Genomic DNA, 24854 nt, shown 5'->3' on the forward strand with positions numbered 1-24854 from the left:
GTCTCACTTCAGGTTCCTGCTTCGACGCAACGGGAAAAGAAATCGACCAGACGGTCGCGCGCGTCCGCCATCGCGGAAGCCATCGTCACCGCGCCATTCAGGTGCGACGCGAAGCGCGACGGATCGTCGAGCCAGCCTTGCACGATCCAGAGCTTGAGCGCGTGCTGCAGGCACGCGGCATCGACCGCCCATGCGATGCGGGCGGGATTCACCGAACGCACTCCCTGGTATCCGCGCACGAACGCTTCCGCCAGCTGCGGCGCTTCCAGCGGCAGATGATTCAGGCACCGCACCAGTTCGTATTCGCGCGGTGCGCCGATCGACGCTTCCCAATCGAGGATCAGCGGCGGCAGCGTGCCCGTGAACAGATAGTTGAACTGGTTGTAGTCGTTGTGGATCGGGTGCTGCGGATCGTCGGCGGGAAACCTTTCGATGCTGCCGGGGTAGTAGCGGTCGAGCATGCGCAGCGCGAGGTCGACGTAGTGGTACAGGTTCGCGGCGCTGTCGTTCGAGCGTGCGCGATTCAGTACGTCGAGCAGGCTGCGGCGTACTTCATCTGCGTCGATCGCAGTCAACCGCGCACGGATCGTGTCGAGCGACGGCAGATGCAGCTGTTCGAGGCTCAGGTGCAACGCGGCCAGACTGGCGCCGAGCGCATCCCATTCAGCCGGCGAAAACGTGTCGTACGTTCTGAACTGCCCGGCTTCCCAGCGCGTCAGCATCGCGTGCGAACCCTGCCCCGTCCAAAGCGGTTCGCCGGATGTCGTGCGCTTCAGCGTCTGCACGTGGAACCGTGCGTCGACGTGCGTTTCAAGGTGCGCCAGGACGGCGGCCTCCTTGATCGCGCGTGCATGGTGTTCGGACGCGTAGAGCTTGACCGCCACACCACCGCCTCCGTCATTCGGCAGATGCCACACGCGTTCGCTGACCCGGCGCGGCGCGGCGCGGCGGCCAAGCGCATAGGCATCGCGAATCTCGTCGAAGGTGACGGCGAGCGAGCCCATTCAGATATGCTCCGCCGGCCCGTGCCGATACGGATGACCGGTCAGGAAGGTGTTGTGCCCGACATAGCGCAGCTTGTACATCGCAGGCCGGAACAGCACCGAAGGATCGTTGTTCGCGATGCCGAGCAGCGGATACAGGTCCTGTCGCACGAAGAACGCGTTGTTGCCCATGTCGTCGCAGCAGACGAGTTCGTAACCCTTCTGCCGGGCGAGACGAACGAGCGATTCGAGGCTCGCGCCGTAATAGGTCGAGCCGTCCCATTCGTGGTCCGGATTGAAGCACATGACCCAGCGCTCGGGCGGCGTGTAGTACGGGTTGTACTCGATCACGACGATGCGCGGCTTGAACGCCTGCAGGCCGCGCCAGACCCAGTAGTCGTTGCCGTCGATATCGATCGACAGCAGGTCGAAGTCGAGCGGCGTATTCGCATCGGCGAGCAGTTGATCGACCGTGTCGGGCTGGATGCGGCCGTGGTGCAGGCGCACGCGCTCCGCGCCTGCGTAGTGCGCGGCAAGCTTGCCGAACCGGTATGCGCTGCCTTCCACCAGCACGCCGGCCCAATCCTGCTCGCGCAGCAGCCGCGCGGTGTTGCTGTTGCGCAGCCCGTCACTCGCGCCGATATCGACGCAGAAGCGGTTGGTCGGCACGATCCGCTCCATCAGGCGCGACAGGATGCTTTCCTCGGTGCCCTGCGCATACAGGCTTTGCGCAAGGCCGGACAGGTCGAGCGGGAGAGGATGGTCCGGCATTGAGGAGCGGCTCCGGGTCGAAATGGGGAATGATGATTGGCGTTCGGTGGGTAATTTACCCGAAGTCGATTGAGCAGAGGAAACGGGAATGCGCGATGCGGGCGGGCATCGCTGCAAGCGGAAATGAAGAAGCCCGCCAAGTACAACTTGGCGGGCTCCCGGATACATCGGCTCAGGTACGACTCAGGACACTTATTCCTGCCCCTGACTCGTCAGGAACTCCTCGTAATTCCCGCCGAAGTCGAACAGGTTGCCGTCCGTCTTCACTTCGATGATCCGGTTCGCCAGCCCGCTCACGAACTCGCGGTCGTGCGACACGAAGATCAGCGTGCCTTCGAACTGCTCGAGCGCGATCTGCAGCGACTCGATCGACTCCATGTCCATGTGGTTGGTCGGCTCGTCCATCAGCAGCACGTTGTGGCGGCCGAGCATCAGCTTGCCCCAGATCATGCGGCCCTTCTCGCCGCCCGACAGTACCTTCACCGACTTCCTGATGTCGTCCGACGAGAACAGCAGGCGGCCCAGCGTGCCGCGCACCATCGTTTCGTCGTCGCCGTCCTTGCGGTACTGGTCGATCCAGTCCATCAGCGTGATGTCGTTCGGGAACTCCTCGTACGTGTCCTGCGGCATGTAGCCGACATTCGCGTTCTCGGACCACTTCACCGTGCCGTGCTCCAGCGCGAGCGCGCCGAGCAGCGAACGCAGCAGCGTCGTCTTGCCCGCACCGTTCTCGCCGATGATCGCGATGCGCTCGCCCGGCTGAACCGACAGGTTGAAGTTCTGGAAGATCGTGCGCTCGTACTTCTTCGTGATGTCTTCAGCGACCACCGCGACGTTGTGCAGCTTCTTCTCGAACTCGAAACGGATGAACGGATTCTGGCGCGACGACGGCTTGAATTCCTCGATCTTGATCTTGTCGATCTGCTTCGCGCGGCTCGTTGCCTGGCGGGCCTTCGACTTGTTCGCCGAGAAGCGGCGCACGAAGTCCTGCAGTTCGGCGACCCGCTCCTTCGCACGCGTATTCGCCGCGGCCTGGCGCTCGCGCGCCTGCGCCGATGCGAGCATGTAGTCGTCGTAGTTACCCGGCCAAACCTTCAGCGTGCCGAAGTCCATGTCGGCCATGTGCGTGCACACCGAGTTCAGGAAGTGACGATCGTGCGAGATGATGATCATCGTCGAGTTGTACTCGTTGAGCGTTTGCTCGAGCCAACGAATCGAGTTGATGTCGAGGTTGTTGGTCGGCTCGTCGAGCAGCAGCACGTCCGGCTTCGAGAACAGCGCCTGCGCGAGCAGCACGCGCAGCTTCCAGCCCGGCGCGACGTCGCTCATCGTGCCGCTGTGGAACTTCTCCTCGATGCCGATGCCGAGCAGCAGCGCGCCCGCGCGTGCCTCGGCGTCGTAACCGCCGTATTCGGCGAACTTGCCTTCGAGTTCGGCGGCGTGCATGTAGTCGTCGTCGGTGGCTTCCGGGTTCGCATAGATCGCGTCGCGCTCGGTCATGGCGGCCCACATTTCGGTGTGGCCCATCATCACGACGTCCAGCACGCGCACGTCTTCGTACGCGAACTGGTCCTGGCGCAGCTTGCCCAGGCGGACGTTCGGCTCCAGCGCGACGTTGCCGGCGCTCGGCTCGAGGTCGCTGCCGAGGATCTTCATGAACGTCGACTTGCCACAGCCGTTTGCGCCGATCAGACCGTAGCGGTTGCCCTCGCCGAATTTGACCGAGATATTCTCGAACAGGGGCTTTGGCCCGAATTGCATCGTGATGTTGGCAGTAGAAAGCACGGCAGGTCCCGTTAAGAGAGAAATCGACGGAAAACCGTGTATTTTAGCAGGTGTCGGAGAAACTGCCGACCGCACCGCCCGGGCAACGTATTCCAGGCCATCTGGCCCTCCGCCCGGCGGCCCGCCAACACGACGACACGCGCCCCATCGCCGCCTACCGGAATCCCGCATGCCAGCCAGCCCGCTTCGCGAACAACTCGTCGGCGCATGGCGCCTCGTATCCTACGAAGTCCGCCCGCGCGACGGCAGCCCGGCCGTCTATCCGCTCGGCCGCGATGCGCGTGGCTGGATTCTCTATACGTCGGACGGCTATATGTCCGCCCAGCTGATGGCCGCCGGCCGGCCGCCCTACGCGAACGGCGACCCGCACCACGGTAGCGACGAAGCGTGCGCGGCGGCCGCCCGCGGCTACATCGCCTATTCCGGCCCCTTTCAGGTAGCCGACGACGGCACGCTGACCCACGAAATGGACGTCAGCCTGTTCCCGAACTGGGTCGGCAACGTCCAGCAGCGGGTCGCCGTGCTCGACGGCGATCGCCTGCAGCTCGGCCCCGCCGCACCGGTCCGGCTCGACGGCCGGGAGGTCGACGTCCTGCTGCTGTGGGTGCGCGCGGGCCGCTGACGCCCGTCACTTGCCGGCCTTCGCGGCCGCCTTTTGTGCTGCCTTCGCGTTGATCTGCCCGAACAGCTCCGAGCACGGCACGTCGCGGTTGTTGCTCGGCGCGATCAGCGGAATCAGCGCCGCGAACGGGTTGATCAGCCCGAGCCCGACCATCGCGCCTGCGCGCAGCGCGAGCGCGCCCGCGTCGACGCCGACCTTCGGGTTCTTGAACGTGCCCTTCGCATACAGCGGCGAGCGCAGCGAGAAGATCCGGAAACCCTTCGTATGCGGATGGATCTTCAGGTCGAGCGATTCGTCGCGCAGGTTGATCGGCCCGTCGACGTTGATCAGCGCGTCGTCGGTGTCGAGCGCGAACACCTTCGGATTGAGCATGCCGTTGGTCGCGACGAAGTCGATCGCCGCGCAGTTGATCTTCACGTCGTTGTTGCCGAACAGCTTCTCGTAGACGACGTTGGCGACGTTCAGCCCCGCCGCTTCCATCAGCAGGCGGCTGATGCGGCCGTCCGTCACGAGCGCCTTCACTTCGCCGGTCGAGGTCGCGGCGAGCGCGGCCGGCGAGTTGCCGGTGGCCGACAGCGACGCGTCGCCGTTGATTTCGCCGAGCGCCGACTGCATGACCTTCTGCGTCGGGAACAGTTGCTTGAGCTTCAGGTGCCGCGCGGCCACCGTGAAGCGGCCCTTCAGCGGCGTGCCGCTGCCGTCGAGATGCGCGGTCGTCGCGAGCGTGCCGCCCGCGACGCCGAACTGCAGCGGTTCGAGCGACAGCACGCCGTCCTGCATCACGATGTGCGTGTACAGGTTCGTGATCGGCAGGTTCGAACTCTTGACCAGCTTGCGGCCCGTGAACTTGACGTCCGCGTCGAGCGCGCGCCAGCGGTCGGTACGGAACGTCTCGACCGGCAGCACGCGGTCCGGCGGCTGGCGCGTCGTGTCGCCGCGCTTGGCCTTGCTTGCGGCCGTATCGGCGCCGATCACCGGGGCAAGATCGGAGAACTGCAGCAGGTTCGACACGAGTTCGCCCGACAGCTTCGGCCGCGGTTCGCGCTGCGCATACGTGAGCGTGCCGCCGAGATCGCTGCCGCCGACGCGGCCGTTGAAGTTCTCGTAGCGGAACGTGCTCGCGTGCGGCTTGAAGTTGCCGATCAACCGCCCTTCGGTCGCATAAGGCGGCGTATCGGGCAGCGTAATGCCGGTGAGCTGGTAAAGGTGCGACATCGACGTGCCCTGCAGCCACAGCCGCAGGTCGAGCGCCGCGAGATGCGTCGGATCGGTCAGCGTACCGACGATCGCGAGCCGCGTGTCGCCGGCCTTCACGTCGGCCTGCAGCGGGAACGGCCGCGACGTATCCTGGATCGCGAGCACGCCGCCGAGCTTGCCGGTCCCGTTGATCGGCACGTTCTTGTAGCGGCCGTCGACCTTCAGCCCGAACGCATAGGTCGGGCCGGACGGCTTCGCAGGCGCGGCAGCGCCGCTTGCGCCGGCAGCCGTCGATGCGGAAGCAACCGAAGAAGCGGACGAGCCAGGCGAACCGGGAGCCGCCGACGCAACCGAGGTTGCAGCCGATGCGCCCGACGACGCTGCCGCGCTCGCCGCCTGCGCCGCGGAAGCACTCGACGCGGCTTCCGCATTGGCCTTCGCGCTCAACTGCGCGGCGCCGCGCTTGCCGACACGCTGCGCCGATGCCTCGCGCGACGTCTGCTCCTGTTCCTTCAGCACGTCGCCGAGCGGAATCGGCTGGCCGAGCGTATCGATCGCGACGGTCAGGTCGGCCTTCGCGATCGCATCGCGATACGTGACGGTGCCCTTCGCGAAGCCGAAGCTGTCGAGCCGCACCTTCCACGGCGACGGCTGCGACGATTGCTTGAACTGGAAGGTCCACGTGTTGCGTCCGTCGGCGAGCCGCTCGAGGTCGACGGCCGGATTCACGACGTCGATCGACGGGATGACGATTTCATGCGCGAGCAACGGCAGGATCGCGAGATCGAAGTGCGCGGCATCGAGCGTGACGAACTTGGGCGTCTTCGCCCAGTCGGGGTTGCCGATCTCGAGCTGGGTGGCCGAAAAGCTCGGCCAGGGCACCCATGCGCGCCAGCCGGTCTCGCCGTCGGGGCGGCGCCAGCCGACCTTGAGATCGCCGTTGATCGCGAACGGGCGGCCGAGTGCGGCACTCACCTGTTCGTTGACCCACGGCTTCGCGCGGTTCCAGTCGAACGTGAAGAGAAAGACGCCGGCCGCCGCGATGAGCACCGCGACGATACCGACAATCCATGCAGCCGATTTGCCGATGGCTCGGGTTAGCGTCATGGCGGTTCCGTTGTTGTTCTGAAATGTTGCCGCACCATGTCGGGCCGCTTGCGTGGACGAACGGCACACGACACCCGCGGCTTTTCAATCGGTATTATGACGCACGCCATGGCGACCTCTCGGCGCTATTAACGCTTTTTTTCATTTGTGACATGACAGCCCCCACCGGCCTCATCGATGCGCAGCGCATTACCCGCCGCGACGCCAGCAGTGGCAAGACCCTGCTCGCTCCGACCGATTTCAGCCTCGCAGCGGGATCGCGAATTGCTATCACCGGACCGTCAGGGTCAGGCAAGAGCGTGCTGCTGCGCGCGCTCGCGCTGCTCGACCCGCTCGACGGCGGTCGCATCCTGTGGCGCGGCCGCGGGATCCGGCGCAGCGCGATCCCGCGCTACCGGCGCAGCGTCGCGTACGTGCGCCAGCGCCCCGCGCAGATGGACGGCACCGTCGAATCGCAGTTGCGCTATCCGTATTCGCTCGCGATCTATCGCGACGTGTCGTTCGATCGCGCGCGCGCCGAAGCGCTCGCCGCGCAAGCGGGCCGCGGTTCCGACTTTCTCGACAAACGCGCGAGCGACCTGTCGGGCGGCGAAGCGCAGATCGCCGCGCTACTGCGCGTGCTGCAGCTCGATCCCGACGTACTGCTGCTCGACGAGCCGACCTCCGCGCTCGATCCCGAATCGGCGCGTGCGATCGAGGCGCTCGTCGGCGCGTGGTTCGACGCGGCGCCCGACGCCCGAGCGTACATGTGGATCTCGCACGATCCAGCCCAGGCCGCGCGGATCGGCACGATGCGACTCGTGATGCAGGCCAGCGTCATGCATGTTGCGAACCCGACGGAGGCTGCGCAATGAGCCCGGCACTGCAGGACCTGAGCCTCGTCGACGTCGGCATCGCCGCCGCGCTCGTCGCCGTCAACGGTGCGATCTCGGCGGCGCTGTCGCTCGGCCTCGGCCGCAAGCTCGCGCTCGCGGCGGTACGTACCGTCGTGCAACTGCTCGCGATCGGCTACGTGCTCGGCTGGGTGTTCGGCCATCCGCACTGGTACGTCGTGCTGCCGCTCACCGCGCTGATGACGCTGATCGCCGGTTTCGCCGGTGCGGGCCGCGGCAAGCGCACGTATCGCGGCCAGCGCATCGACAGCATCGCGTCGATCTGGTTCAGCAGCTGGTTCGTCGCGGCGGTCGGGCTGTTCGTCGTGATCCGCATCCATCCGTGGTTCGCGCCGCAATACGCGATTCCGATCCTCGGGATGATTCTCGGTAATACGCTGACGGGCGTGTCGCTCGGCGTCGAGCGGATGATGGAAGAACTCACGGCGCGCCGCGACCGCGTCGAAACGGCGCTCGCACTCGGCGCGACGCGCTGGGAAGCCGCACAGGACGCCGCGCGGCAGGCCGTGCGCGCGGGCATGCTGCCGACGCTGAACCAGATGGCCGTCGTCGGCGTCGTGAGCCTGCCGGGGATGATGACGGGCCAGGTACTGGCCGGCCAGTCACCGTTGCAGGCCGTGCGCTACCAGATCGTGATCATGTTCCTGATCGCCGCGGCGTCCGCGCTCGGCACCGTCGGCGCGGTGCTGATGACCTATCGCCGGCTGTTCTCGGCGGATCACCGCTTTCTCGCATCGCGGCTCGAAGAGCGCGCGCACTGACACGCGGCGGCGGTGCGCGGCGGTGCGCGGCGTACGCTCAGTGCGCGCTGCGTCGCTTGCCGATCGCCTGCCGTAACGCGGCCGCGATGTCGGCGCCGGGTGCGAGCCCGTCGACCGACGCGACGAGCCGCACCGCGCGCGGTGTCGTCACATAGGCCTGTGCACCGACATAGCCGCCGCTGCCTGCCGAACGCGTCGTCACGACGAGCGCCTGCGGCGCACGTGCGCCGAGGTCCGCCGTATACGCATCGGCGATCGTGCCGTCGCGCGCATGCAGCACGCCCGTCACGTAATCGTCGGTATCGAAGCCGGGCGCGGCATGCGCGGTCGAGTACACGCGCACCGCGTAGCTGCCGGTCGAGCACGGTTCGAGTGCGCCGCTCGATACGACCGCCACCTGCTGCCGCGTCGGCAGCTCGACCTTCTTCACGAAACCGCAATCGTCAGCCGCGTGCGCGTGCACGGCGACGAATGCAATCGCAGACAGCAGCGCGCGCATTCGGAATTTCATCGGGATGGGGTGACGGAAAGGAAAGAATGCGGACGAGCATAACGTGACGTCTGCACGACGTCACGCACCGCTGCCGCACGGCAGCGGCACCGTCCCGCGAAGAAGGCGGCGGGAAAATCTCGCGATGGCGGCGCGCATCGCTCACGTGCCGCCCTGCTCGCCCCGCCTGCCGAATCCGTTGCGCGCGCACCGGACCCAACGCCGGCCCGCGCGCGCCGCTCAGCGCTTGATCGACACCGTCACCTTGGTGCCGTCGCTCATCGTCACGGACTTCGACCCGCCATTGGTCGGAATCGACACCCACTTGACCTGGCTCACCGACACGACGTCCGGGCATTGCAGCGACTTGCCGCCGGCCGTCACGCTGCGCGTGCCCTTCGGCGCGGCCGCCTGGAAGCTCATCTGCACGTTGGCGACGCCCTTCGCATCGACCGACGGCGCGAGCCGCACCTGGGTCTGGCGCACCATCGCGCCGTTCGCGTCGCGCGGCAGGTTGTCCGCGTTGGGACAGCCGTCCGGCATCGCGACCGCGCCGCTCGGCGGCACCGATTTCCAGTTGAAATCGTCCGTCTCGCCCGAGCGGATCTTGCGGGTCTCCTGCGTATTGCCGTAGGTCTTCGAGTCGACCTTGACGGTGTATTCGAGCTGTCCCGTACCGCCGCCCTTCAGGCTGCCCTTGACCGGCGGCGCCGCGAATACGCTCGCGCTGACGCACGCCGCCGCGAACACGACCGACCACGATGCGGCGACCGACAAGCTGCGTTGGCTCATGCTGACCTCCTTGTAATGCGGCGGCACGCGCGTGCCGCGCGGTTTTCGATGCATGATGCGCTGCCAGTCTACCGCCAAGCGGGATGCAATGCGCCGCAAACGCATCGGGTGTTACCCCGCTTGCGTTCGCGGCGTCGCAACCTTACGCGAGTGACGGCGTCAGAAACCGCTCAGCACGAGCTTGCCGATCGAGCGTCCGGCCTCGAGCAACTGGTGCGCGCGCCGTACGTTCGCCGCATTGATCGTGCCGAGCTGTTCGCCAAGCGTCGTGCGCAGCGTGCCGCCGTCGACGAGCCGTGCGACTTCGCCGAGGATCCGGTGCTGCTCGATCATGTCCGGCGTCTCGAACATGGCTCGCGTGAACATGAATTCCCAGTGAAACGCGGCGCTCTTCGCCTTCAGCAATTCGACCGGCACCGGTTTCCCGTTCTCGACGATCGTGCAAATGCCGCCCTGCGGCCGGATTACTTCCGCCGCGGCAGGAAAATGACGGTCCGTGTCGTTGAAGATCAACACATAGTCGACGTTCGGATGGCCGGCCTCGCGCAGTTGCGCCGGCAGGTCGCCGAAATGGTCGACCACCGCATCCGCACCGAGCGAACGCACCCAGTCGGCCGACGCCGGCCGCGACGCGGTCGCGATCACGTACAGCTTGCCGAGCGTCTTCGCGAGCTGGATCGCGATCGACCCCACGCCGCCCGCACCACCGATGATCAACACCGACTTGCCGGCGTCCGCGCCCTGCGGCGACACGTGCAGCCGGTCGAACAGTGCTTCCCACGCGGTCAGCGCCGTCAGCGGCAGCGCGGCCGACGCCGCGAAATCGAGCGTGCGCGGCTTCAACGCGGCGATCCGTTCGTCGACCGTGTGGAATTCGCTGTTGGCGCCGGGCCGCGTGATGCTGCCCGCATAGAACACTTCGTCGCCGGGCCGGAACAGCGTCACGTCGGCGCCGACCGCGACCACCGTGCCGGCCGCATCCCAGCCAAGCACGCGCGGCGTCTCCTCGACCTGCGGCTTCGGCGCGCGCACCTTGGTGTCCACCGGGTTCACGGAAATCGCCTCGACCTTCACGAGCAGATCGCGCGGGCCCGGCACGGGCTGCGGCAGTTCCACGTCGAGCAAGGCTTGCGGGTCATCGATCGGCAGATAGCGGGTCAGTCCAACGGCTTTCATCTCGATACTCCTTTCAGGGAATCCGGGCGGGCCGCGGCGCAGCCCCATGAACGTCATCGTAGGCAACCCGATCCTTCGAGAAAACCGCTATATTTCCTGAAACATTTTCAGGAATCTCAGAACAATGGTGTCCGATCCGATTCCGGTTCCCGACAAGCCGCTCGATCTGCTCGACGTCGCGCTGTTCGTGCGCGCGGCGCTGCTCGCGAATGTCACCGCGGCCGGGCGCGAGTTCGGCGTGTCGGCCGCGGTTGCCAGCGCGCGCATCGCGCAACTCGAACGCCAGCTCGGCGCACGGTTGCTGCACCGCACCACACGCCGCATCAGCCTCACGCAGGACGGCGAAGTCTTCATGGCACGCGCCGACGCGCTGCTGTCGGCCGCCGACGCCGCGCGCGCGTCGGTCGGGCACGGCCGCAGCGAGCCGTACGGGCGGCTGAAGGTGTCGATGTCGTCGTCGTTCGGCCGCCAGCACGTCGCGCCGGTGATTCCCGCATTCCTGCGCCGCTACCCGTCGGTGTCGCTCGACCTGCGGCTGTCCGACGAGATCGTCGATCTCGTCGACGACGGCTACGACGTCGCGATCCGCCTCGGCGCGCTGAAGGACTCGACGCTCGTCGCGCGCAAGCTCGCTGCAAACCGCCGTGTGCTGTGCTGCTCGCCCGCCTATCTCGCCGAACGCGGCACGCCGCGCCATCCGGCCGACCTGACCCAGCACGAGTGCGTGATCCTCGGCGACCAGCGCGACTGGTCGTTCACGACGCCGCAAGGCCCGCTGACCGTGCGGGTCGGCGGCCGGCTCGTCGCGAGCAACGGCGAGGCGATCCGCGAAGCGCTCGTCGACGGCTTCGGGATCGCGATCAAGTCGACCTGGGACGTCGGACCGCTGCTCGCGAGCGGCGCGCTCGTCACCGTGCTCGACGATTACCCGTTCGCGGAAGCGGTCGCGATCTGGGGCGTCTATCCGAGCCGCGCGCATGTACCGCTGAAAACGCTCGCGTTCATTTCATTCCTTGCCGAGCATTTCGGCGATCCGCCGTACTGGGATCGCGCGAACGGATGACAACCGCCGCACCGCGCACGGTTTCGATCCGGCCCGGTCGCCATGCGCGGCCAACCGGCTACAATGGCGCGTTCGCGACGCAATGGCCCGCAGCCGGACGGGGCCCGCGTTCGCAGGCGGCCGCCCGTTGGCCGCGCATGCCATTCATTCGCCTCCCAACCATCCCGTCATGACCCACAATCTCGTCATCCAGAGTCTTGCGCCGCTGTCGGACGCCCATCACAAACCGCTGCTCGCGCTGTCGCGCGGCACCCGCATCGTGCAGACCGACGATCACGCGCTGCGCATCGAAAACGCGAATCCGGCACAGCGCCTCGACATCGACGCGTACTGCGGCACGCATGCGCTCGATTTCGCGTTCGTCGAAGCCGGCCGCACGCTCGGCGATTTCGGGCTCGCCGTGATGGACATGGATTCGACGCTGATCACGATCGAGTGCATCGACGAAATCGCCGATTTCTGCGGGCTGAAAACGCAGGTCGCGGAGATCACCGAAGCATCGATGCGCGGCGAGATCCGCGATTTCAACGAAAGCCTCACGCGCCGCGTCGCGCTGCTGGCCGGGCTCGACGCGCAGGCGCTCGAACGCGTGTACGAGGAACGGCTGCAGCTGTCGCCGGGCGCCGAGACGATGCTGGCCGGCGTGAAGGCGGCCGGCATGAAGACGCTGCTCGTGTCGGGCGGCTTCACGTTCTTCACCGAGCGGCTGAAGGCGCGCCTCGGCCTCGACTACGCGCATGCGAACACGCTCGAGATCGTCGACGGCAAGCTCACCGGCAAGGTGCTCGGCGAGATCGTCAACGCGGACGTGAAGGCGCGCCTGCTACGCGAGACGTGCGCGTCGCTCGGCCTCGAGCCGAATCGCGCGATCGCGATGGGAGACGGGTCGAACGACCTGAAGATGATGGCCGAAGCCGGGCTGTCCGTTGCGTTCCACGCGAAGCCGGTCGTGCGCGACGCGGCGACGGTCGCGTTCGATCATGTCGGCCTCGACGGGCTGCTGCGGCTGTTCTGATTCCGCTGCACCGCTCATGAAAAACGCCGGCGCGATTCAACATCGCGCCGGCGTTTTGTTTTTACGCGAGGCCTTCGCGGCCTGCGATCAACCGAGTACGTCCTGCATCGCGCGTTCGATGTCCGCGCGCAGGTCGGCTTCGTCTTCCAGGCCAACGTAGAAACGCACCAGCGTGCCGCGATGCGGCCAGTCCGGACGCATCGACGCGACGTCGTAAGGCATCGCGAGACTGCACGCGCCGCCCCAGCTCCAGCCGATCGCGAACAGTTCGAGCGACTCGACGAAGCGGTCGATCTGCTCCGCGCTGTAGCGTTCGTCGAACACCACTGAGAACAGCCCGCCCGCGCCGGTGAAATCGCGCATGAACGACGCGTGCCCCGGGCAATCGGCGATCTGCGGATGCAGCACTGCCGCGATCTCCGGCCGTGCCTTCAGCCATTGCGCGAGCGCAAGCGCGCTCTTGCTGTGCGCATCGAAGCGCACCTGCATGCTCGGCAGGCTGCGCAGCACGAGCGAGCAATCATCGACCGAAACGCCGATCCCGCAGCGCATCCGCGCGAGCTTCAGCTGCGCGTGAAGTTCCGCGTTCGCGGTGATCGTCGCGCCCATCAGCACGTCGCTGCCGCCCGACTGGTACTTGGTCAGCGCCTGCACCGAGATGTCGACGCCGTGCTCGAACGGCTTGAACGCGAGCCCGGCCGAGAACGTATTGTCGATCGCGGTGACGATGCCGCGTGCCTTCGCGGCCGCCGCGATCGCCTGCACGTCGGGCACTTCCATCGTCACCGAGCCCGGCGACTCGATCCAGATCAGCCGCGTGTTCGGCTGGATCAGGTCGGCGATGCCGGCGCCGATCAGCGGATCGTAGAAGCGCGCAGTGATGCCGAAATCCTTCGCGAGCCAGTTGCCGAAATCCGCGTTCGGGCCGTACACGTTGTGCGGAATCAGCACGTCGTCGCCCGCTTTCACGATCCCGAAGTAGACGTTCATGATCGCCGCGAGGCCCGACGGCTGCAGCAGCGCGTGCGTGCCGCCCTCGATCTCGGCGAGCCGCTGCGCGAGCGCGAGCGACGTCGGCGTCGCGTGCAGCCCGTAACGCCACTGGTTGTCGTTGTGCCAGACGAGCGCGCGCATCGTCGCGAGATCGGGGAACACGACCGTCGACGCACGCGCGACCGGCGGCACGAACGACCGGAAGCCTTCCGGAATGACGTCGTCGGGTTGAACGATACGGGTTTGAAGTGCGCGCTTGGGAGTGGATGCAGTCATGACAGGAAGCCGGGCACGAGGCCGTTCGGTTGCGGAATATGTCGCTAGATTAGCCAAAATCGGCGCGGTTGGCCCGGTACAATGCGCGCCGCGCGCGCCGAGCCAGCGCGCGCTCAGTCGCCGGTGCGCAGGTTGACGACGCCACCCACCGTCTCGATTTCCTGCACGCGGCCGTCGCGCACCTGCAGCGCCGCGCGCTTGCCTGGCGCCAGGCGCAGCACGACCGGCTGCGGATCCGACTCATCCGAATTCATCCGGTCGGCCTTCAGTTCGCCCGTCGTGTCGAAGCGGCCGATCCACACGCCCGTGATGTTCGTGCCGTCGTTCGATTCCTCGATCTCGAGCGTATCGCCGTCGCGATCGCCCGCGAGCAGCACGACCTCGCCCGTATCGGCGAACTGGTACTCGCCGTGCACGCCTTCCTCGTCCGTCTTCGGGCCGAGATGCACGACGATCGGCCGGTCGCCAAGCGTGCCTTCGTAGCGCGGCAGGCGGGCGAACTCGGGATTCGGCTTCAGCGGCCGCGCCGCTGCCGGTTCATCCTGCTGCACGCCCGGCGCGACGGCCTGCGCCGCGACCACGCGCGGCATCGCGAGGCCCGCTGCCAGCGCGCCTGCGACGACGAGCGCCCGTTGCCATTCCGAATATCGACCCACCTTGTATTGCTCCTTGCTTCAGATTCGCTCGAAAATCGCGGCGATGCCCTGCCCGTCGTGCGGGGCCGTGGCCGGCGTACGCGTGGCGCGTCAGCCTTGCATCAGGCGCTCCACCGCGTCGCGGTGCGGAATCGGTGCGACCGCGCCGTAGCCTGTCGTCGACAGCGCCGCCGCTGCATTCGCATAACGCGCGGCCGCGAACGGATCGTCGCCCGCGACGATCCGCGCGACGAACGCGCCGCCGAAGCAGTCGCCCGCGCCCGTCGCATCGACAGCCTCGACCGTGAAGCCCGGCACGACGCGCCGCTCGTCCGGCGTCGCGACATACGCGCCTTCCTTGCCGAGTTTCAGTGCGACGACCTGCGGCCCGTGCTCGAGCATTGCATCGACGATCGCATCGCGATCGTTCGCGCCCGTCAGTGCCGTGACGTCGTCCCAGCTCGGCAGGCAGATGTCCGTCTGGCGCAGCGCTTCGCGCATCACCGCGCGGGCGCGCGGCAACGGCCACAGCTTCAGGCGCAGGTTCGTGTCGAAGCTGACCTTCGCGCCGTGGCTGCGCGCATGGTCGATCGCCGCGAACGCCGCGTCGCACGCGATCGTGCTGATCGCGAGGCTGATGCCCGACAGATGCACGGCCTTCGCGGTCGCGAGCGCATCGAGCGGCAGGTCGCCTGTGGCATAGCGGCTCGCTGCGGAGCCCGCGCGCAGATAGTCGAACTGGTGACCGTCGGCGCCATGCGTGACGAAATACACGCCGGTCGGCGCCGTGCGATCGATCCGCACGTACGTCGTGTCGACGTGTTCCGCCTGCCACATGTCGGCCAGCAAGCGGCCGAACGGATCGTCGCCGATCGCCGACACGAAGCCCGTCGACGCACCCTGGCGCGCCGCCGCGATGCAGAAGTTCGACGTGTCGCCGCCGAAGCCCTGCAGGAATTCGGGATGGCCCGGCTGCGACTGGTTGAATTCGATCATCGCCTCGCCGAGCGCGAGGATCTCCGGAAATGCGGCGGTCATCGCTTACACCTCGCCCCACAGATCGTGACCGTCGGCGCCCGTGATCTTCACGGATACGAAATCGCCGACCTTGTAGCGCTTCGATGCCTTCGTCGCCGGTTCGACATAGACGACCCCGTCGATTTCCGGCGCATCGGCTGCCGTGCGGCCGATACCGCCTTCCTCGCTGACTTCGTCGATCAACACCTTGAGCGTCTTGCCGACCTTGCGCTGGATGCGGTTCGCCGACACTTCCTCGGCGACTTCCATGAAGCGCGCGCGGCGTTCCTCGCGAACGTCATCCGGGAGCGCGCCGTCGAGTTCGTTTGCCGTCGCGCCTTCGACCGGCGAATACGCGAAGCAGCCGACGCGATCGAGTTCCGCCTCGCGGATGAAGTCGAGCAGCGTTTCGAACTGCTCTTCCGTCTCGCCGGGGAAGCCCGCGATGAACGTGCTGCGGATCGTCAGGTCGGGGCAGATCTCGCGCCACTTCTGCACGCGCTCGAGCACCTTCTCGGCGTTCGCCGGACGCTTCATGCGCTTCAGCACTTCCGGATGTGCGTGCTGGAACGGCACGTCGAGATACGGCAGCACGTGCCCCTTGAACGGGCCTTCGGCCATCAGCGGAATCACTTCATCGACGCTCGGATACGGGTACACGTAGTGCAGGCGCACCCATGCGCCGTACTGTGCCGCGAGTTCGCCGAGCGCGGCGACCAGGTCGGTCATGCGCGTCTTGATCGGCTTGCCGTTCCAGAAGCCCGTGCGGTACTTCACGTCGACGCCGTAAGCGCTCGTGTCCTGCGAGATCACGAGCAGTTCCTTCACGCCCGACTTGAACAGGTTCTCGGCTTCCAGCATCACTTCGGCGACCGGGCGCGACACGAGGTCGCCGCGCATCGACGGGATGATGCAGAACGTGCAACGGTGGTTGCAGCCTTCGGAGATCTTCAGGTACGCGTAGTGGCGCGGCGTGAGCTTGATGCCGGCCGCCGGCACGAGGTCGGTGAACGGGTCGTGCGGCTTCGGCAGGTGCGAATGCACAGCCTGCATCACTTCGCCCACCGCGTGCGGGCCGGTGACGGCGAGCACCTTCGGATGGACTTCCTCGATCAGGTTCGAGCCGCTGGCGCTCGACTTCGCGCCAAGGCAGCCAGTGACGATCACCTTGCCGTTCTCGGTCAGCGCTTCGCCGATCGCGTCGAGACTTTCCTGCACGGCTTCGTCGATGAAGCCGCAGGTGTTCACGACGACGAGGTCGGCGCCGTCGTAGGTGCCGGAGATTTCATAACCTTCGGCGCGCAGCTGCGTGATGATTTGTTCGGAGTCGACGAGCGCCTTGGGGCAGCCGAGGGATACGAACCCTACTTTGGGGGATTGGGACATCTGGATGTGTGGGGGCGTGGCAGCAAAAGCGTGAGTTTACAGCGATTTAGGGTCCAGCAGCCTAAAACGAGTGGCTGCGGCGGCACAGGCTTTCGGCTCGGATGTGCCGTGTGGCGGACTGCCGTGCGCGAGGTCGAGTTTGATACGACCCTTTCACTACGTGACGAAGGGTATTCCGCCGACCATAAGCGACGTCTGGAAAGGCCCATTCAACGTGGTCGTGCAGGTAGATCGGGGACGGTCAGGTGCAAGACGGCCTGCGCTGATTTGTCTGGGGTCTGGGCGGCCGGAGTCGGGCCGACACTTGTTCCGCCATTGGCGCAACCCACGTAGATCGCGAATACCACGATTAGGGGCGACGCGGCGGGCGACAGCCTCGCGGCGAAGGAACGCAACACGGTTCTGCCGGTGCGCGCTCCGTACATCAGGCATCAGTGTGCAGAAGAGAAACTCGGAGGCGACCAGTTGAACGCTTTGCTGTTCGTTGCCGAGCCAAGCACGAGAATGACACCGTCGTGACAGATGCGAAATTGTCAACCGCTGATTGTCGTCGTTCATCAATACAATTTGCCTACGCTATCGCAGCGGTAAGCCATCTTCGACAGTCATCACCGACGGCGCCCCCGCCGCGTAGCGACCGCTTGCTGTCACTCCACAAGCCACCCAGGCTCGCCCTCGACCAAGGTGCCGCCATGGCTGGTGGTGTCACCCTGACGCGCCGCCGGCCGGCCTTCGATCTCCGTGCCGGGCGAGCCGGTTTGAATCTCCGCTCCGCAACTGATGCGGTCGCCCACGCGCGCGATCGCTCGGCCGTTAATGGCAGCGGACTCGGCGCCGCTGACGACGGTTCCGTCACCGTGGACGGGACAGCTGTGTCGGTGACCGACGAGTACGATAGGTCGCATATCAAGCTCCTTATGGTTTGTACTACTTCTGAATATCCTGGCGCTTACTAGCGCGCAGGCGGAGACCACCGAAGATGCCGATCTCCAAGGCGGGTAACGAGGCCAGGGCGAGTTTCATAGGCACGACGGCGATGGCGAGGCCCAGACAACTGACCACGATCAGTGCGCAGAGCACCTTGGCCAGCCACGTACCGTGGAAATGGCTCTGCATGATCGGCACCATTGGATGATGTGACCGCCACGTCACCATGGCGGGTCCAAGCGCCGCCGCGAAGGCCTTGTAGCCGGGCGTCTTGCGGTTACCGAGAAACGCCATCGTTGGCTGCTGCCGGCGCGTGAGCCGGATCAGTCCGTCCAAGGTAGATGCGGTGATACTGTCAAAGGTGACGGTTCCATAGCGCTTGAAGACCAAGGCGTCGGGTGTAATGTGCACCACGTCTTTGGCAGGTGGGTACACCACGTGGGCCAAGATCAACGGGGTGGCGATGCAGATGACTATCAGCACCGCGATGGCAAGAAGAGGTCCGTCGGTGCGCAATGGGAATGGCACGAACATCGACACGACTAGCAGTGGAGAAAATAGCGCCATCACCGGGGCGGCCTGGTGCCACCGGGTGTAAATAACCACGTTAGGTCGGTCATTGCCCCCTTTGATCGCCGTTTCGAGGCTGGGATTGGTCATGCGAGTGCACTCCAGAAAATAATTGATCGGCCGCTTCGAGACCGATGGGCCTCCGCTCAGGCGCTTTGCGCACGTGGGCATGACGCCAGAAGCCGTGCTGCTACCGCAATGCCTCGGTCAGTTCGAGGGCTGGGTAACTGCCCTATCGGCCTTCTCGGCTGAAACCACTGCACGAGGCAAATCACGCCGCCGTGCCCATGCCCCACGCGCGGTGCGCGCCGTAGCAGGCCATGGTGACGACGCTGATCTCCAGCGCGTTTCCGGTCATTCGACGTGCGGATGGCCAGTGCCACGCCGGGTCGCTTCTTTCTGGAAAATCGCAACGCCATCTTCATCGATTCAACGCGCCAAGGCTTCCGCCGGCGGCGGTGTGCTCGGCGCACCTCCTTTGGGATCGCTGTTGATGTCCACGCAGAACTGACCCACCTGAGGCAGTAATTTTCATCGAATTTTGACCCACGTGATTGAATGCCCTGCTCAATCTTTGAGCAGGGGATACAGAGGTGATCACGGTGGGCATATTGGCCAAGATCAGGCGGATGTATTTCCGCGAGAAGGTCCCGCTGCGCGAGATTGCTAGGCGCACGGGCCTGTCCCGGAACACGGTGCGCAGCTGGCTTCGGCAAACGGATGCCGTTGAGCCGAAGTACCCGAAGCGCGTCAGCCCGAGCGTCGTCGACGAGTGGGCCGCGCAGCTGACGGGCTGGCTGCGGGCGGACAGCCATCGCCCGAAGCGTGACCGGCGCACGGCGCGGTTCATGTTCGAGGCCATCCGCGGCGAGGGCTACGCCGGCAGCTACGGCCGCGTCAGCGCCTTCGTGAGACGCTGGCACGAGGAGCAGGCTGAAGCCCCGCGCAGGAAGGCCTATGTACCGTTGGCCTTCGAACCCGGCGAAGCATTCCAGTTTGACTGGAGCTGCGAATACGCCTTCATCGGCGGGTTGCGGCGACGCCTGGAGGTCGCCCACGTCAAGCTCAATGCCAGCCGGGCGTTCTGGCTGGTCGCCTATCCGACCCAGAGTCACGAGATGCTGTTCGATGCGCACGCCCGCGCATTCGCCGCGTTTGGCGGCGTTCCGCGCCGCGGCATCTACGACAACATGAAGACCGCCGTGGACAAGGTCGGCCGCGGCAAGGAGCGCGCGGTCAACGCCCGCTTCGAGGCAATGTGCGGCCATTACCTGTTCGAGCCGGAATTCTGCAACCGTGCCGCCGGCTGGGAGAAGGGCATCGTTGAGAAGAACGTGCAGGACCGGCGCCGCCAGATCTGGCACGAGGCCGCGCTACGACGCTGGGAAACGCTGGAGCTTCTGAACGAATGGGTCGCGGGCCAGTGTCGTCAGGCCTGGCAGATGCGGCACCCGCAGTGGCCCGAGCTGACGGTCGAGGACGTGCTGCAGGACGAGCGCACCAGGCTGATGCCCAATCCACGCCCGTTCGACGGCTATGTCGAGCAGACGCTGCGGGTGTCGTCGACCAGCCTCATCCACTTCCAGCGCAACCGCTACAGCGTGCCCACCGAGTACACGAACCAGCTGGTGAGCGTGCGCTGCTATCCGGCATATCTCAGCGTCGTCGCCGACGCCCAGGAGATCGCACGCCACGAACGCAGCTTCGAGCGGCACATGACCTTCTACGACTGGCGCCATTACATCACGCTGGTCGAACGCAAACCCGGCGCGTTGCGCAACGGTGCTCCGTTCGTCACGATGCCACAGCCGCTGCAGCAGTTGCAGCGGCACCTACTGAAGCACCCGGGAGGTGATCGCATCATGACGCAGGTGCTCGCCGCGGTGCGCGAACACGGACTCGATGCCGTGCTGCTTGCTGTGCAGGCAGCGCTGGACTCGGGACGCCCTAGTGGGGAGCACGTTCTGAACGTGCTGAGCCGGTTGAAGGCACCCACCACGAGCACCAACCTCGCGACGACGAAACTCCAGCTTACCGAAGAGCCGGCCGCCGACGTGAGCCGCTACGAAACCCTGCGTGCCAACCCACCGGAGGACCGTCATGTCTAACGACATCGCCGCCCAGCTCAAGGGGCTCAAACTGCATGGCATGGCGAGCACCTGGCCAGAGTTGCTGGCGCAGTCGCGTCACACGGAGTTCGACCCGGAGCGCTTCATGAAGCAGTTGCTGATGGCTGAGACGGCGGAGCGACAGGTGCGCTCGATCGCCTATCAGATGACCGCCGCTCGCTTCCCAGCTCACCGCGACCTGAAGGGCTTCGACTTCGCGCAGGCGCACGTCGACGAAGCGCTGGTTCGAGAACTCAGTGACCTGTCGTTCCTCGCAAGCGCACACAACGTCGTGTTCATCGGTGGCCCCGGCACTGGCAAAACGCACCTCGCCTCAGCGATCGGAATTGAGGCCGTGCAGCGCCATGGCAAGCGCGTGCGCTACTTCTCGACCGTCGAGCTGACCAACGCACTGGAGCAGGAGAAGTCCATCGGCAAACAAGGCCAGATCGCCCATAAGCTAATGTACGTCGACCTGGTGATCCTCGACGAACTGGGCTACCTGCCGTTCAGCCAGACCGGTGGCGCATTGCTGTTCCACTTGCTCTCGAAGCTGTATGAACACACGAGTGTCGCGATCACCACCAACCTCAGCTTCGGTGAGTGGGCGACCGTGTTCGGGGACGCAAAGATGACGACGGCGCTGCTGGACCGCGTCACCCATCACTGCCACATCGTCGAAACGGGCAATGAATCCTGGCGCTTCAAGTCCAGTTCTGCCAAGGCGAAGGCAACCAGAAAAAGAGCAGCAAAAGCAGCAGGCAGTGAGGAGTTATCCACACCGGAATAGATGTACTACGCTGTCTCGGGGTGGGTCAGATTTAGATGAAAACGGTGGGTCAAGATTCGGTGGAAATCAACAGGTGAACGGCTTGTGCACACGCTGGCCCGACGGCTGGCCGCTCTGCGGGTCGGTCGGGGTGGCAATCAGGTGTTCGACTTCCTGGACGAGGATCTGGTCTTCGTGACCCTCCTGATAGACGTTGCCTACGGGGTCGGCGGTGAAGGCGCCTTGCGTGATGTTGCCCTGGGTCTTGCCATGGATACTGATATAAGCGGGAGTCGGCATGAATGCAGTCCTTGTTGTTGGAATCGACACGGCCCTCTGACCGTGTTGCCATCGGTGATGACGGACTAGGTAAGGCAATGCCCGTGCCAACCATCTCAAGTCGCGATTTAATCCCTTGATATCAGCACATTAGCGGCGATGCCCGGCATTTCGGACAAGCGCCGAGGAAAGCCAAACCGCGAAAATCGATTTTTTCAAGGGAAAATCGGCCCATTCGTGGCCCGCTCAAAATCAACCAATTGAAAATAAAAGAGATTTGCCGGGCCATTTTTGGCCCGACCGAGCCACGAATGGCCCGATCGCTCGCTGGGCCTATTCGTTCGGATAACAAACTCCTTGGCTGATGTTGCTGGAGCACATCCGGCAACGCGCGTTGTTGTCCAGCACACAGTTCACCGTGCCGTATCGGCAGCCGCTGGAACGCTCTGCGGTGCTGATGCAAGAGCGCCCCGCGTCGGAGCGACACCACCATGCCAAGCACAGGGCGGAATGCTGGACTACGCGGCCTGGAGATCGTCGCCTACGCGCTCAAGCTGACCCAGCCGCGCCTGCTGCCGGTCGGCACCGCACCAGAAGAGGATCAGGCGGCGCAGGCAGAATCTGGACGGCCGCGACGGCCTACGCCGCGCTGCTGCACGACCCGGGAAAAATTGCGGCGGATTTCGTTGTTGAATTGGCCTGGCGCCCATGGCATGACCCACCGAACCATCCGTATCGGTTTCGCTATCGTGACGGGCGCGCAATTCGCCTGCACTGCGCAGCCACGGGGCTGCTCTCCATGCAGCCCCCATCCTCGACTGGCCGCATCGCGCAACACCAGCACGAATGCTGCCAGCCGCTATGCGAAAATTGAGGCTTCCAGTCTCTTCAATCAGCCATATCGGGGCCCGTATGACTACCCACATCACGATCGAATTCACCGAACACGCAGCGGAAGCCATCGGCGAGCAAACCAGCACCAGTTTCTCCTACGACCAGGGTGCGCACGTACCGCAACCGGGCGACTTCGTCGAACTCGAGAATTCGCGGCAGACGTTCCTCGTGATCGGCCGCGTGTTTTCGCTCAAGGCGAACTACAGCGCCGTCAAGCTCGTGCTCGACCTGCCACCGTCAGACGACGACCAGGACTTCAGTCCCGCGCACTGAACGACAACGAAACGCATGGCCTCGGTCTGAGCCGCTGGTCATGCGACGCACGCGTGGGTGACATCGCAGCCGATGATCGATCGACATCGGCTGCGCATGCCCCCCGCCGACGAACAATAAAAAAGCCCGCCATGGCGGGCCTTGCTGGAACACGGAGCGTCACACGTTACCGCGCATCCGGAAACACCGACGCAGTCAGACACCGCTCGAACCACACCGCATCGTCGCCATCGCCGATCGGCCACATTTCCGCATCGAGTTGCGGCAAACCGGTTGCCGGTGCGGGCGTACGTTTATCGTCACCGGACACCCCCGCACGCATCCACCCCGATTGTGCGCCCCCGTTATCGCACGCATGCCCATGCGCCTGCGTCTCGCAGAACGCCACCGGGCGCACCTTCCCGCCGTCGGCCGCGCTCACCGAGCGGTACTGAAAAACCGCGCCGGTCGCCCAGTCCTCGCTCTGGCTGCAGACGCGCGCACGATGCTGCACATGAACCGCGCCGAAACACGCATATGAAACGTGTGCGCCGCTCGCATCGTCGGGAATGAAATCGCAGTTGCCATCGAAGCCGGTCAACGGGCCGCCCGTGTATTTCGCAAGCCACTGGCGCTCGGCCAACGCTCGCGCGACCAGTCCTTTACCGGACTGATCGTCCAGCTCGGCGCTGCGTCGGTCGATTGCCTTGCGCACTTCATTGACGGCCAGCGGATGGCCATCGTAATCGGCATCGAGACGGTTGTTGCGCGCGGCGATCCAGCGGCGCTGGCTGCGCACGAGCATGTCGCGAATAGCGGCATCCGGCGCGGCCTTCAGCGTGCCCGCATAGGCCGAATTCATTCGCGCATCGGCTGCCCGCAGCACGGGGCTCGCGCAGATGCGCTTCTCGACTGGTTGCGCGGCCTTCGCGCAATCCATCGCCAGGGCCGGCAAGGCCAAACCCACGCCACACATGAACACCGAGGCAAGACCGGCCAGCCTGACGGTCGATGCCATTCGAATCCTTCGCATGCGCTCTCTCAGTTAGTTTGTTGTTCTCGGCCGCGCCGGATCGACGCAGCATCGCCTCTCTCGCTTGCCCGGAACCGGTACCGCGCGTTGCCGTGCAGCACCGCTCCGGGTGCGACAGGCACACACCCGCACCGGGTCGAACACACGCCCTCAGGCGCGGCGTGCCCCGGCTTTCATTCACAGGTGACTGGATCTCGATCGACTGGACAACGGTCATGCCCGCCCCATACGCGGCGCGAGCATGTCGTGCCGACGATCACGAACGATCGTCGGCGATATCTTTCGGCAGGCGGCAGCCGCGCATCGTCGTGCCCGGGCACGCGATCGGCCGACCCGCGCCACCTTGCTTCGCGGCACCGACGCCCGACGGCTCGCGCCGCCGCGGCCGGCCTGCCGCGACATCGCTACTTCTTCTCCGGCTCCGACGCACCCGGCTGCTTGAACGGGAACGTGCTGAACATCGACTTCGCCTGATTCTGCATCTGCTCCTGCATCTGCACGAACATGTTCTTCGACTGCTCGATGTAGCTCGTCATCATCCCTTGCATCATCGGCGCCTGCATGTTCATGAACTGCGACCAGACTTCCGGATTCATCGCATTCGTGTCGTACATGTTCTTCGACTGATCCGCGAGCTTGTTCTGGATGTCGATGAACGCCTGGATGTTCTTTTCCAGGTACGTGCCCATCATGCCCTGCATCGCATGGCCGTAGAAACGGATGATCTGCGACAGCATCGACGACGAGAACATCGGCACGCCGCCGCTTTCCTCTTCGAGGATGATCTGCAGGAGAATGCTGCGCGTCAGGTCTTCGTTGGACTTCGCATCGACGACCTTGAAATCCTCCTGCTCCAGCACGAGCTGCTTCACGTCGGTGAGCGTAATGTACGTGCTTGTCTCGGTATCGTAGAGCCGGCGGTTCGGGTACTTCTTGATGAGCCGTTCGGCCGTCTTCTTTGTAGTAGTCATGTAACGCCTTTCAGTGCAGCGTAGCGCAAGTGACGAATCCCCGCCGCCCGAATCCGGGAGGCGGGGGCCTTCGGAACACACCCGGCTGC

25 protein-coding genes are annotated in these 24854 nt (G+C 65.3%); 9 read left to right on the forward strand and 16 right to left on the reverse strand.

Annotated features, from left to right (window positions below):
* Positions 1–8: 8 nt before the first annotated feature.
* From ACWMMN_RS09185 to ACWMMN_RS09195, 3 genes are all read right to left on the reverse strand, one after another.
* Entirely contained in the window at positions 9–1004 is a 996-nt protein-coding gene (locus ACWMMN_RS09185) for a phosphotransferase enzyme family protein (RefSeq protein ID WP_174991550.1), read from the reverse strand.
* Entirely contained in the window at positions 1005–1754 is a 750-nt protein-coding gene (locus ACWMMN_RS09190) for a class I SAM-dependent methyltransferase (RefSeq protein WP_174991551.1), read from the reverse strand.
* A gap of 192 nt (positions 1755–1946) precedes the next feature.
* Positions 1947–3539 carry an ABC-F family ATPase gene (locus tag ACWMMN_RS09195; protein ID WP_059234068.1) on the reverse strand — a complete coding sequence of 531 codons (1593 nt, stop codon included), beginning with the start codon at positions 3537–3539 and terminating at the stop codon, positions 1947–1949.
* Positions 3540–3708: 169 nt separating this feature from the next.
* Between ACWMMN_RS09195 and ACWMMN_RS09200 the strand changes: the two genes are divergently transcribed.
* Complete coding sequence (locus ACWMMN_RS09200; protein WP_174991553.1) at positions 3709–4161, forward strand: lipocalin-like domain-containing protein; 453 nt, start codon at positions 3709–3711, stop codon at positions 4159–4161.
* Positions 4162–4167: 6 nt separating this feature from the next.
* On the opposite strand, the gene ACWMMN_RS09205 is transcribed toward ACWMMN_RS09200, so the two are convergent.
* Entirely contained in the window at positions 4168–6465 is a 2298-nt protein-coding gene (locus tag ACWMMN_RS09205; protein WP_059234066.1) for an AsmA family protein, read from the reverse strand.
* Positions 6466–6617: 152 nt separating this feature from the next.
* Here ACWMMN_RS09205 and ACWMMN_RS09210 point away from each other — a divergent pair, with 152 nt between their 5' ends.
* Positions 6618–7319, forward strand: coding sequence for an ABC transporter ATP-binding protein (locus ACWMMN_RS09210; protein ID WP_486422599.1), 702 nt, complete (start codon positions 6618–6620; stop codon positions 7317–7319).
* Positions 7316–8119 carry an ABC transporter permease gene (locus ACWMMN_RS09215; RefSeq protein ID WP_089467547.1) on the forward strand — a complete coding sequence of 268 codons (804 nt, stop codon included), beginning with the start codon at positions 7316–7318 and terminating at the stop codon, positions 8117–8119. Before ACWMMN_RS09210 ends, ACWMMN_RS09215 begins: the two co-directional genes overlap by 4 nt.
* Positions 8120–8156: 37 nt before the next feature.
* Here the strand turns inward: ACWMMN_RS09215 and ACWMMN_RS09220 are convergent, their stop codons facing one another.
* The 3 genes from ACWMMN_RS09220 to ACWMMN_RS09230 form a co-directional block, all read right to left on the reverse strand.
* Positions 8157–8630, reverse strand: coding sequence for a PliI family lysozyme inhibitor of I-type lysozyme (locus tag ACWMMN_RS09220; RefSeq protein ID WP_486422600.1), 474 nt, complete (start codon positions 8628–8630; stop codon positions 8157–8159).
* Positions 8631–8849: 219 nt separating this feature from the next.
* Positions 8850–9401, reverse strand: coding sequence for a DUF6013 family protein (locus tag ACWMMN_RS09225; protein WP_059236731.1), 552 nt, complete (start codon positions 9399–9401; stop codon positions 8850–8852).
* A gap of 159 nt (positions 9402–9560) precedes the next feature.
* Entirely contained in the window at positions 9561–10577 is a 1017-nt protein-coding gene (locus ACWMMN_RS09230; protein ID WP_486422601.1) for a zinc-binding alcohol dehydrogenase family protein, read from the reverse strand.
* Between the two features lie 124 nt (positions 10578–10701).
* Between ACWMMN_RS09230 and ACWMMN_RS09235 the strand changes: the two genes are divergently transcribed.
* The gene (locus ACWMMN_RS09235) at positions 10702–11640 is read left to right on the forward strand and encodes a LysR family transcriptional regulator (RefSeq protein ID WP_174991557.1); all 939 of its coding nucleotides are present in this window, start codon (positions 10702–10704) and stop codon (positions 11638–11640) included.
* Positions 11641–11809: 169 nt separating this feature from the next.
* Entirely contained in the window at positions 11810–12655 is an 846-nt protein-coding gene (gene serB / locus ACWMMN_RS09240; protein WP_059234060.1) for a phosphoserine phosphatase SerB, read from the forward strand.
* A gap of 87 nt (positions 12656–12742) precedes the next feature.
* On the opposite strand, the gene ACWMMN_RS09245 is transcribed toward serB, so the two are convergent.
* From ACWMMN_RS09245 to ACWMMN_RS09270, 6 genes are all read right to left on the reverse strand, one after another.
* Positions 12743–13924: a cystathionine beta-lyase gene (locus ACWMMN_RS09245; RefSeq protein ID WP_174991558.1), complete on the reverse strand. Its 1182-nt coding sequence runs from the start codon at positions 13922–13924 to the stop codon at positions 12743–12745.
* 113 nt (positions 13925–14037) lie between these two features.
* Positions 14038–14580 (reverse strand): hypothetical protein, encoded by a 543-nt coding sequence (locus ACWMMN_RS09250; RefSeq protein ID WP_174991559.1) that lies wholly within the window; start codon positions 14578–14580, stop codon positions 14038–14040.
* Positions 14581–14670: 90 nt separating this feature from the next.
* The gene (locus tag ACWMMN_RS09255; protein ID WP_486422602.1) at positions 14671–15597 is read right to left on the reverse strand and encodes a sugar kinase; all 927 of its coding nucleotides are present in this window, start codon (positions 15595–15597) and stop codon (positions 14671–14673) included.
* Between the two features lie 3 nt (positions 15598–15600).
* Positions 15601–16962: a 30S ribosomal protein S12 methylthiotransferase RimO gene (rimO, locus tag ACWMMN_RS09260; protein WP_059234056.1), complete on the reverse strand. Its 1362-nt coding sequence runs from the start codon at positions 16960–16962 to the stop codon at positions 15601–15603.
* Positions 16963–17609: 647 nt separating this feature from the next.
* Entirely contained in the window at positions 17610–17867 is a 258-nt protein-coding gene (locus tag ACWMMN_RS09265) for a PAAR domain-containing protein (RefSeq protein WP_081051822.1), read from the reverse strand.
* Positions 17868–17889: 22 nt separating this feature from the next.
* Positions 17890–18549, reverse strand: coding sequence for a hypothetical protein (locus ACWMMN_RS09270; RefSeq protein ID WP_486422603.1), 660 nt, complete (start codon positions 18547–18549; stop codon positions 17890–17892).
* 539 nt (positions 18550–19088) lie between these two features.
* Between ACWMMN_RS09270 and istA the strand changes: the two genes are divergently transcribed.
* Both istA and istB read left to right on the forward strand, forming a co-directional pair.
* Positions 19089–20567: an IS21 family transposase gene (gene istA, locus ACWMMN_RS09275; protein WP_233621336.1), complete on the forward strand. Its 1479-nt coding sequence runs from the start codon at positions 19089–19091 to the stop codon at positions 20565–20567.
* Complete coding sequence (gene istB, locus ACWMMN_RS09280; RefSeq protein WP_175223704.1) at positions 20560–21357, forward strand: IS21-like element helper ATPase IstB; 798 nt, start codon at positions 20560–20562, stop codon at positions 21355–21357. Before istA ends, istB begins: the two co-directional genes overlap by 8 nt.
* Positions 21358–21423: 66 nt before the next feature.
* Here istB and tssD read toward each other — a convergent pair whose 3' ends face one another.
* Entirely contained in the window at positions 21424–21636 is a 213-nt protein-coding gene (tssD, locus tag ACWMMN_RS09285) for a type VI secretion system tube protein TssD (RefSeq protein ID WP_486422604.1), read from the reverse strand.
* Positions 21637–21979: 343 nt separating this feature from the next.
* Here tssD and ACWMMN_RS09290 point away from each other — a divergent pair, with 343 nt between their 5' ends.
* Together ACWMMN_RS09290 and ACWMMN_RS09295 are read left to right on the forward strand one after the other, a co-directional pair.
* Positions 21980–22489, forward strand: coding sequence for a TraI domain-containing protein (locus ACWMMN_RS09290; RefSeq protein WP_425394770.1), 510 nt, complete (start codon positions 21980–21982; stop codon positions 22487–22489).
* A gap of 38 nt (positions 22490–22527) precedes the next feature.
* Positions 22528–22782 carry a hypothetical protein gene (locus tag ACWMMN_RS09295; protein ID WP_176047872.1) on the forward strand — a complete coding sequence of 85 codons (255 nt, stop codon included), beginning with the start codon at positions 22528–22530 and terminating at the stop codon, positions 22780–22782.
* A gap of 166 nt (positions 22783–22948) precedes the next feature.
* Here the strand turns inward: ACWMMN_RS09295 and ACWMMN_RS09300 are convergent, their stop codons facing one another.
* A complete protein-coding gene (locus ACWMMN_RS09300) occupies positions 22949–23794 on the reverse strand; it encodes a lysozyme inhibitor LprI family protein (RefSeq protein ID WP_486422605.1) in 846 nt (281 codons plus the stop codon).
* Positions 23795–24198: 404 nt separating this feature from the next.
* Complete coding sequence (gene phaR / locus ACWMMN_RS09305) at positions 24199–24765, reverse strand: polyhydroxyalkanoate synthesis repressor PhaR (RefSeq protein WP_059234033.1); 567 nt, start codon at positions 24763–24765, stop codon at positions 24199–24201.
* Between the last annotated feature and the right edge of the window lie 89 nt (positions 24766–24854).

Source organism: Burkholderia cepacia complex sp. TUM26381, from assembly GCF_057439935.1.

What these genes read in the sequence shown, in the direction of transcription:
- ACWMMN_RS09300 (WP_486422605.1), bottom strand. Translation starts at nt 23,794, where the DNA reads ATGCGAAGGATTCGAATGGCATCGACCGTCAGGCTGGCCGGTCTTGCC.
- ACWMMN_RS09230 (WP_486422601.1), bottom strand. Translation starts at nt 10,577, where the DNA reads ATGAAAGCCGTTGGACTGACCCGCTATCTGCCGATCGATGACCCGCAA.
- ACWMMN_RS09290 (WP_425394770.1), top strand. Translation starts at nt 21,980, where the DNA reads ATGTTGCTGGAGCACATCCGGCAACGCGCGTTGTTGTCCAGCACACAG.
- rimO (WP_059234056.1), bottom strand. Translation starts at nt 16,962, where the DNA reads ATGTCCCAATCCCCCAAAGTAGGGTTCGTATCCCTCGGCTGCCCCAAG.
- serB (WP_059234060.1), top strand. Translation starts at nt 11,810, where the DNA reads ATGACCCACAATCTCGTCATCCAGAGTCTTGCGCCGCTGTCGGACGCC.
- ACWMMN_RS09255 (WP_486422602.1), bottom strand. Translation starts at nt 15,597, where the DNA reads ATGACCGCCGCATTTCCGGAGATCCTCGCGCTCGGCGAGGCGATGATC.
- ACWMMN_RS09185 (WP_174991550.1), bottom strand. Translation starts at nt 1,004, where the DNA reads ATGGGCTCGCTCGCCGTCACCTTCGACGAGATTCGCGATGCCTATGCG.
- ACWMMN_RS09215 (WP_089467547.1), top strand. Translation starts at nt 7,316, where the DNA reads ATGAGCCCGGCACTGCAGGACCTGAGCCTCGTCGACGTCGGCATCGCC.
- ACWMMN_RS09225 (WP_059236731.1), bottom strand. Translation starts at nt 9,401, where the DNA reads ATGAGCCAACGCAGCTTGTCGGTCGCCGCATCGTGGTCGGTCGTGTTC.
- istB (WP_175223704.1), top strand. Translation starts at nt 20,560, where the DNA reads ATGTCTAACGACATCGCCGCCCAGCTCAAGGGGCTCAAACTGCATGGC.
- ACWMMN_RS09220 (WP_486422600.1), bottom strand. Translation starts at nt 8,630, where the DNA reads ATGAAATTCCGAATGCGCGCGCTGCTGTCTGCGATTGCATTCGTCGCC.
- ACWMMN_RS09205 (WP_059234066.1), bottom strand. Translation starts at nt 6,465, where the DNA reads ATGACGCTAACCCGAGCCATCGGCAAATCGGCTGCATGGATTGTCGGT.
- ACWMMN_RS09265 (WP_081051822.1), bottom strand. Translation starts at nt 17,867, where the DNA reads ATGCGACCTATCGTACTCGTCGGTCACCGACACAGCTGTCCCGTCCAC.
- ACWMMN_RS09245 (WP_174991558.1), bottom strand. Translation starts at nt 13,924, where the DNA reads ATGACTGCATCCACTCCCAAGCGCGCACTTCAAACCCGTATCGTTCAA.
- phaR (WP_059234033.1), bottom strand. Translation starts at nt 24,765, where the DNA reads ATGACTACTACAAAGAAGACGGCCGAACGGCTCATCAAGAAGTACCCG.
- ACWMMN_RS09200 (WP_174991553.1), top strand. Translation starts at nt 3,709, where the DNA reads ATGCCAGCCAGCCCGCTTCGCGAACAACTCGTCGGCGCATGGCGCCTC.
- ACWMMN_RS09235 (WP_174991557.1), top strand. Translation starts at nt 10,702, where the DNA reads ATGGTGTCCGATCCGATTCCGGTTCCCGACAAGCCGCTCGATCTGCTC.
- tssD (WP_486422604.1), bottom strand. Translation starts at nt 21,636, where the DNA reads ATGCCGACTCCCGCTTATATCAGTATCCATGGCAAGACCCAGGGCAAC.
- istA (WP_233621336.1), top strand. Translation starts at nt 19,089, where the DNA reads ATGTATTTCCGCGAGAAGGTCCCGCTGCGCGAGATTGCTAGGCGCACG.
- ACWMMN_RS09295 (WP_176047872.1), top strand. Translation starts at nt 22,528, where the DNA reads ATGACTACCCACATCACGATCGAATTCACCGAACACGCAGCGGAAGCC.
- ACWMMN_RS09210 (WP_486422599.1), top strand. Translation starts at nt 6,618, where the DNA reads ATGACAGCCCCCACCGGCCTCATCGATGCGCAGCGCATTACCCGCCGC.
- ACWMMN_RS09190 (WP_174991551.1), bottom strand. Translation starts at nt 1,754, where the DNA reads ATGCCGGACCATCCTCTCCCGCTCGACCTGTCCGGCCTTGCGCAAAGC.
- ACWMMN_RS09270 (WP_486422603.1), bottom strand. Translation starts at nt 18,549, where the DNA reads ATGACCAATCCCAGCCTCGAAACGGCGATCAAAGGGGGCAATGACCGA.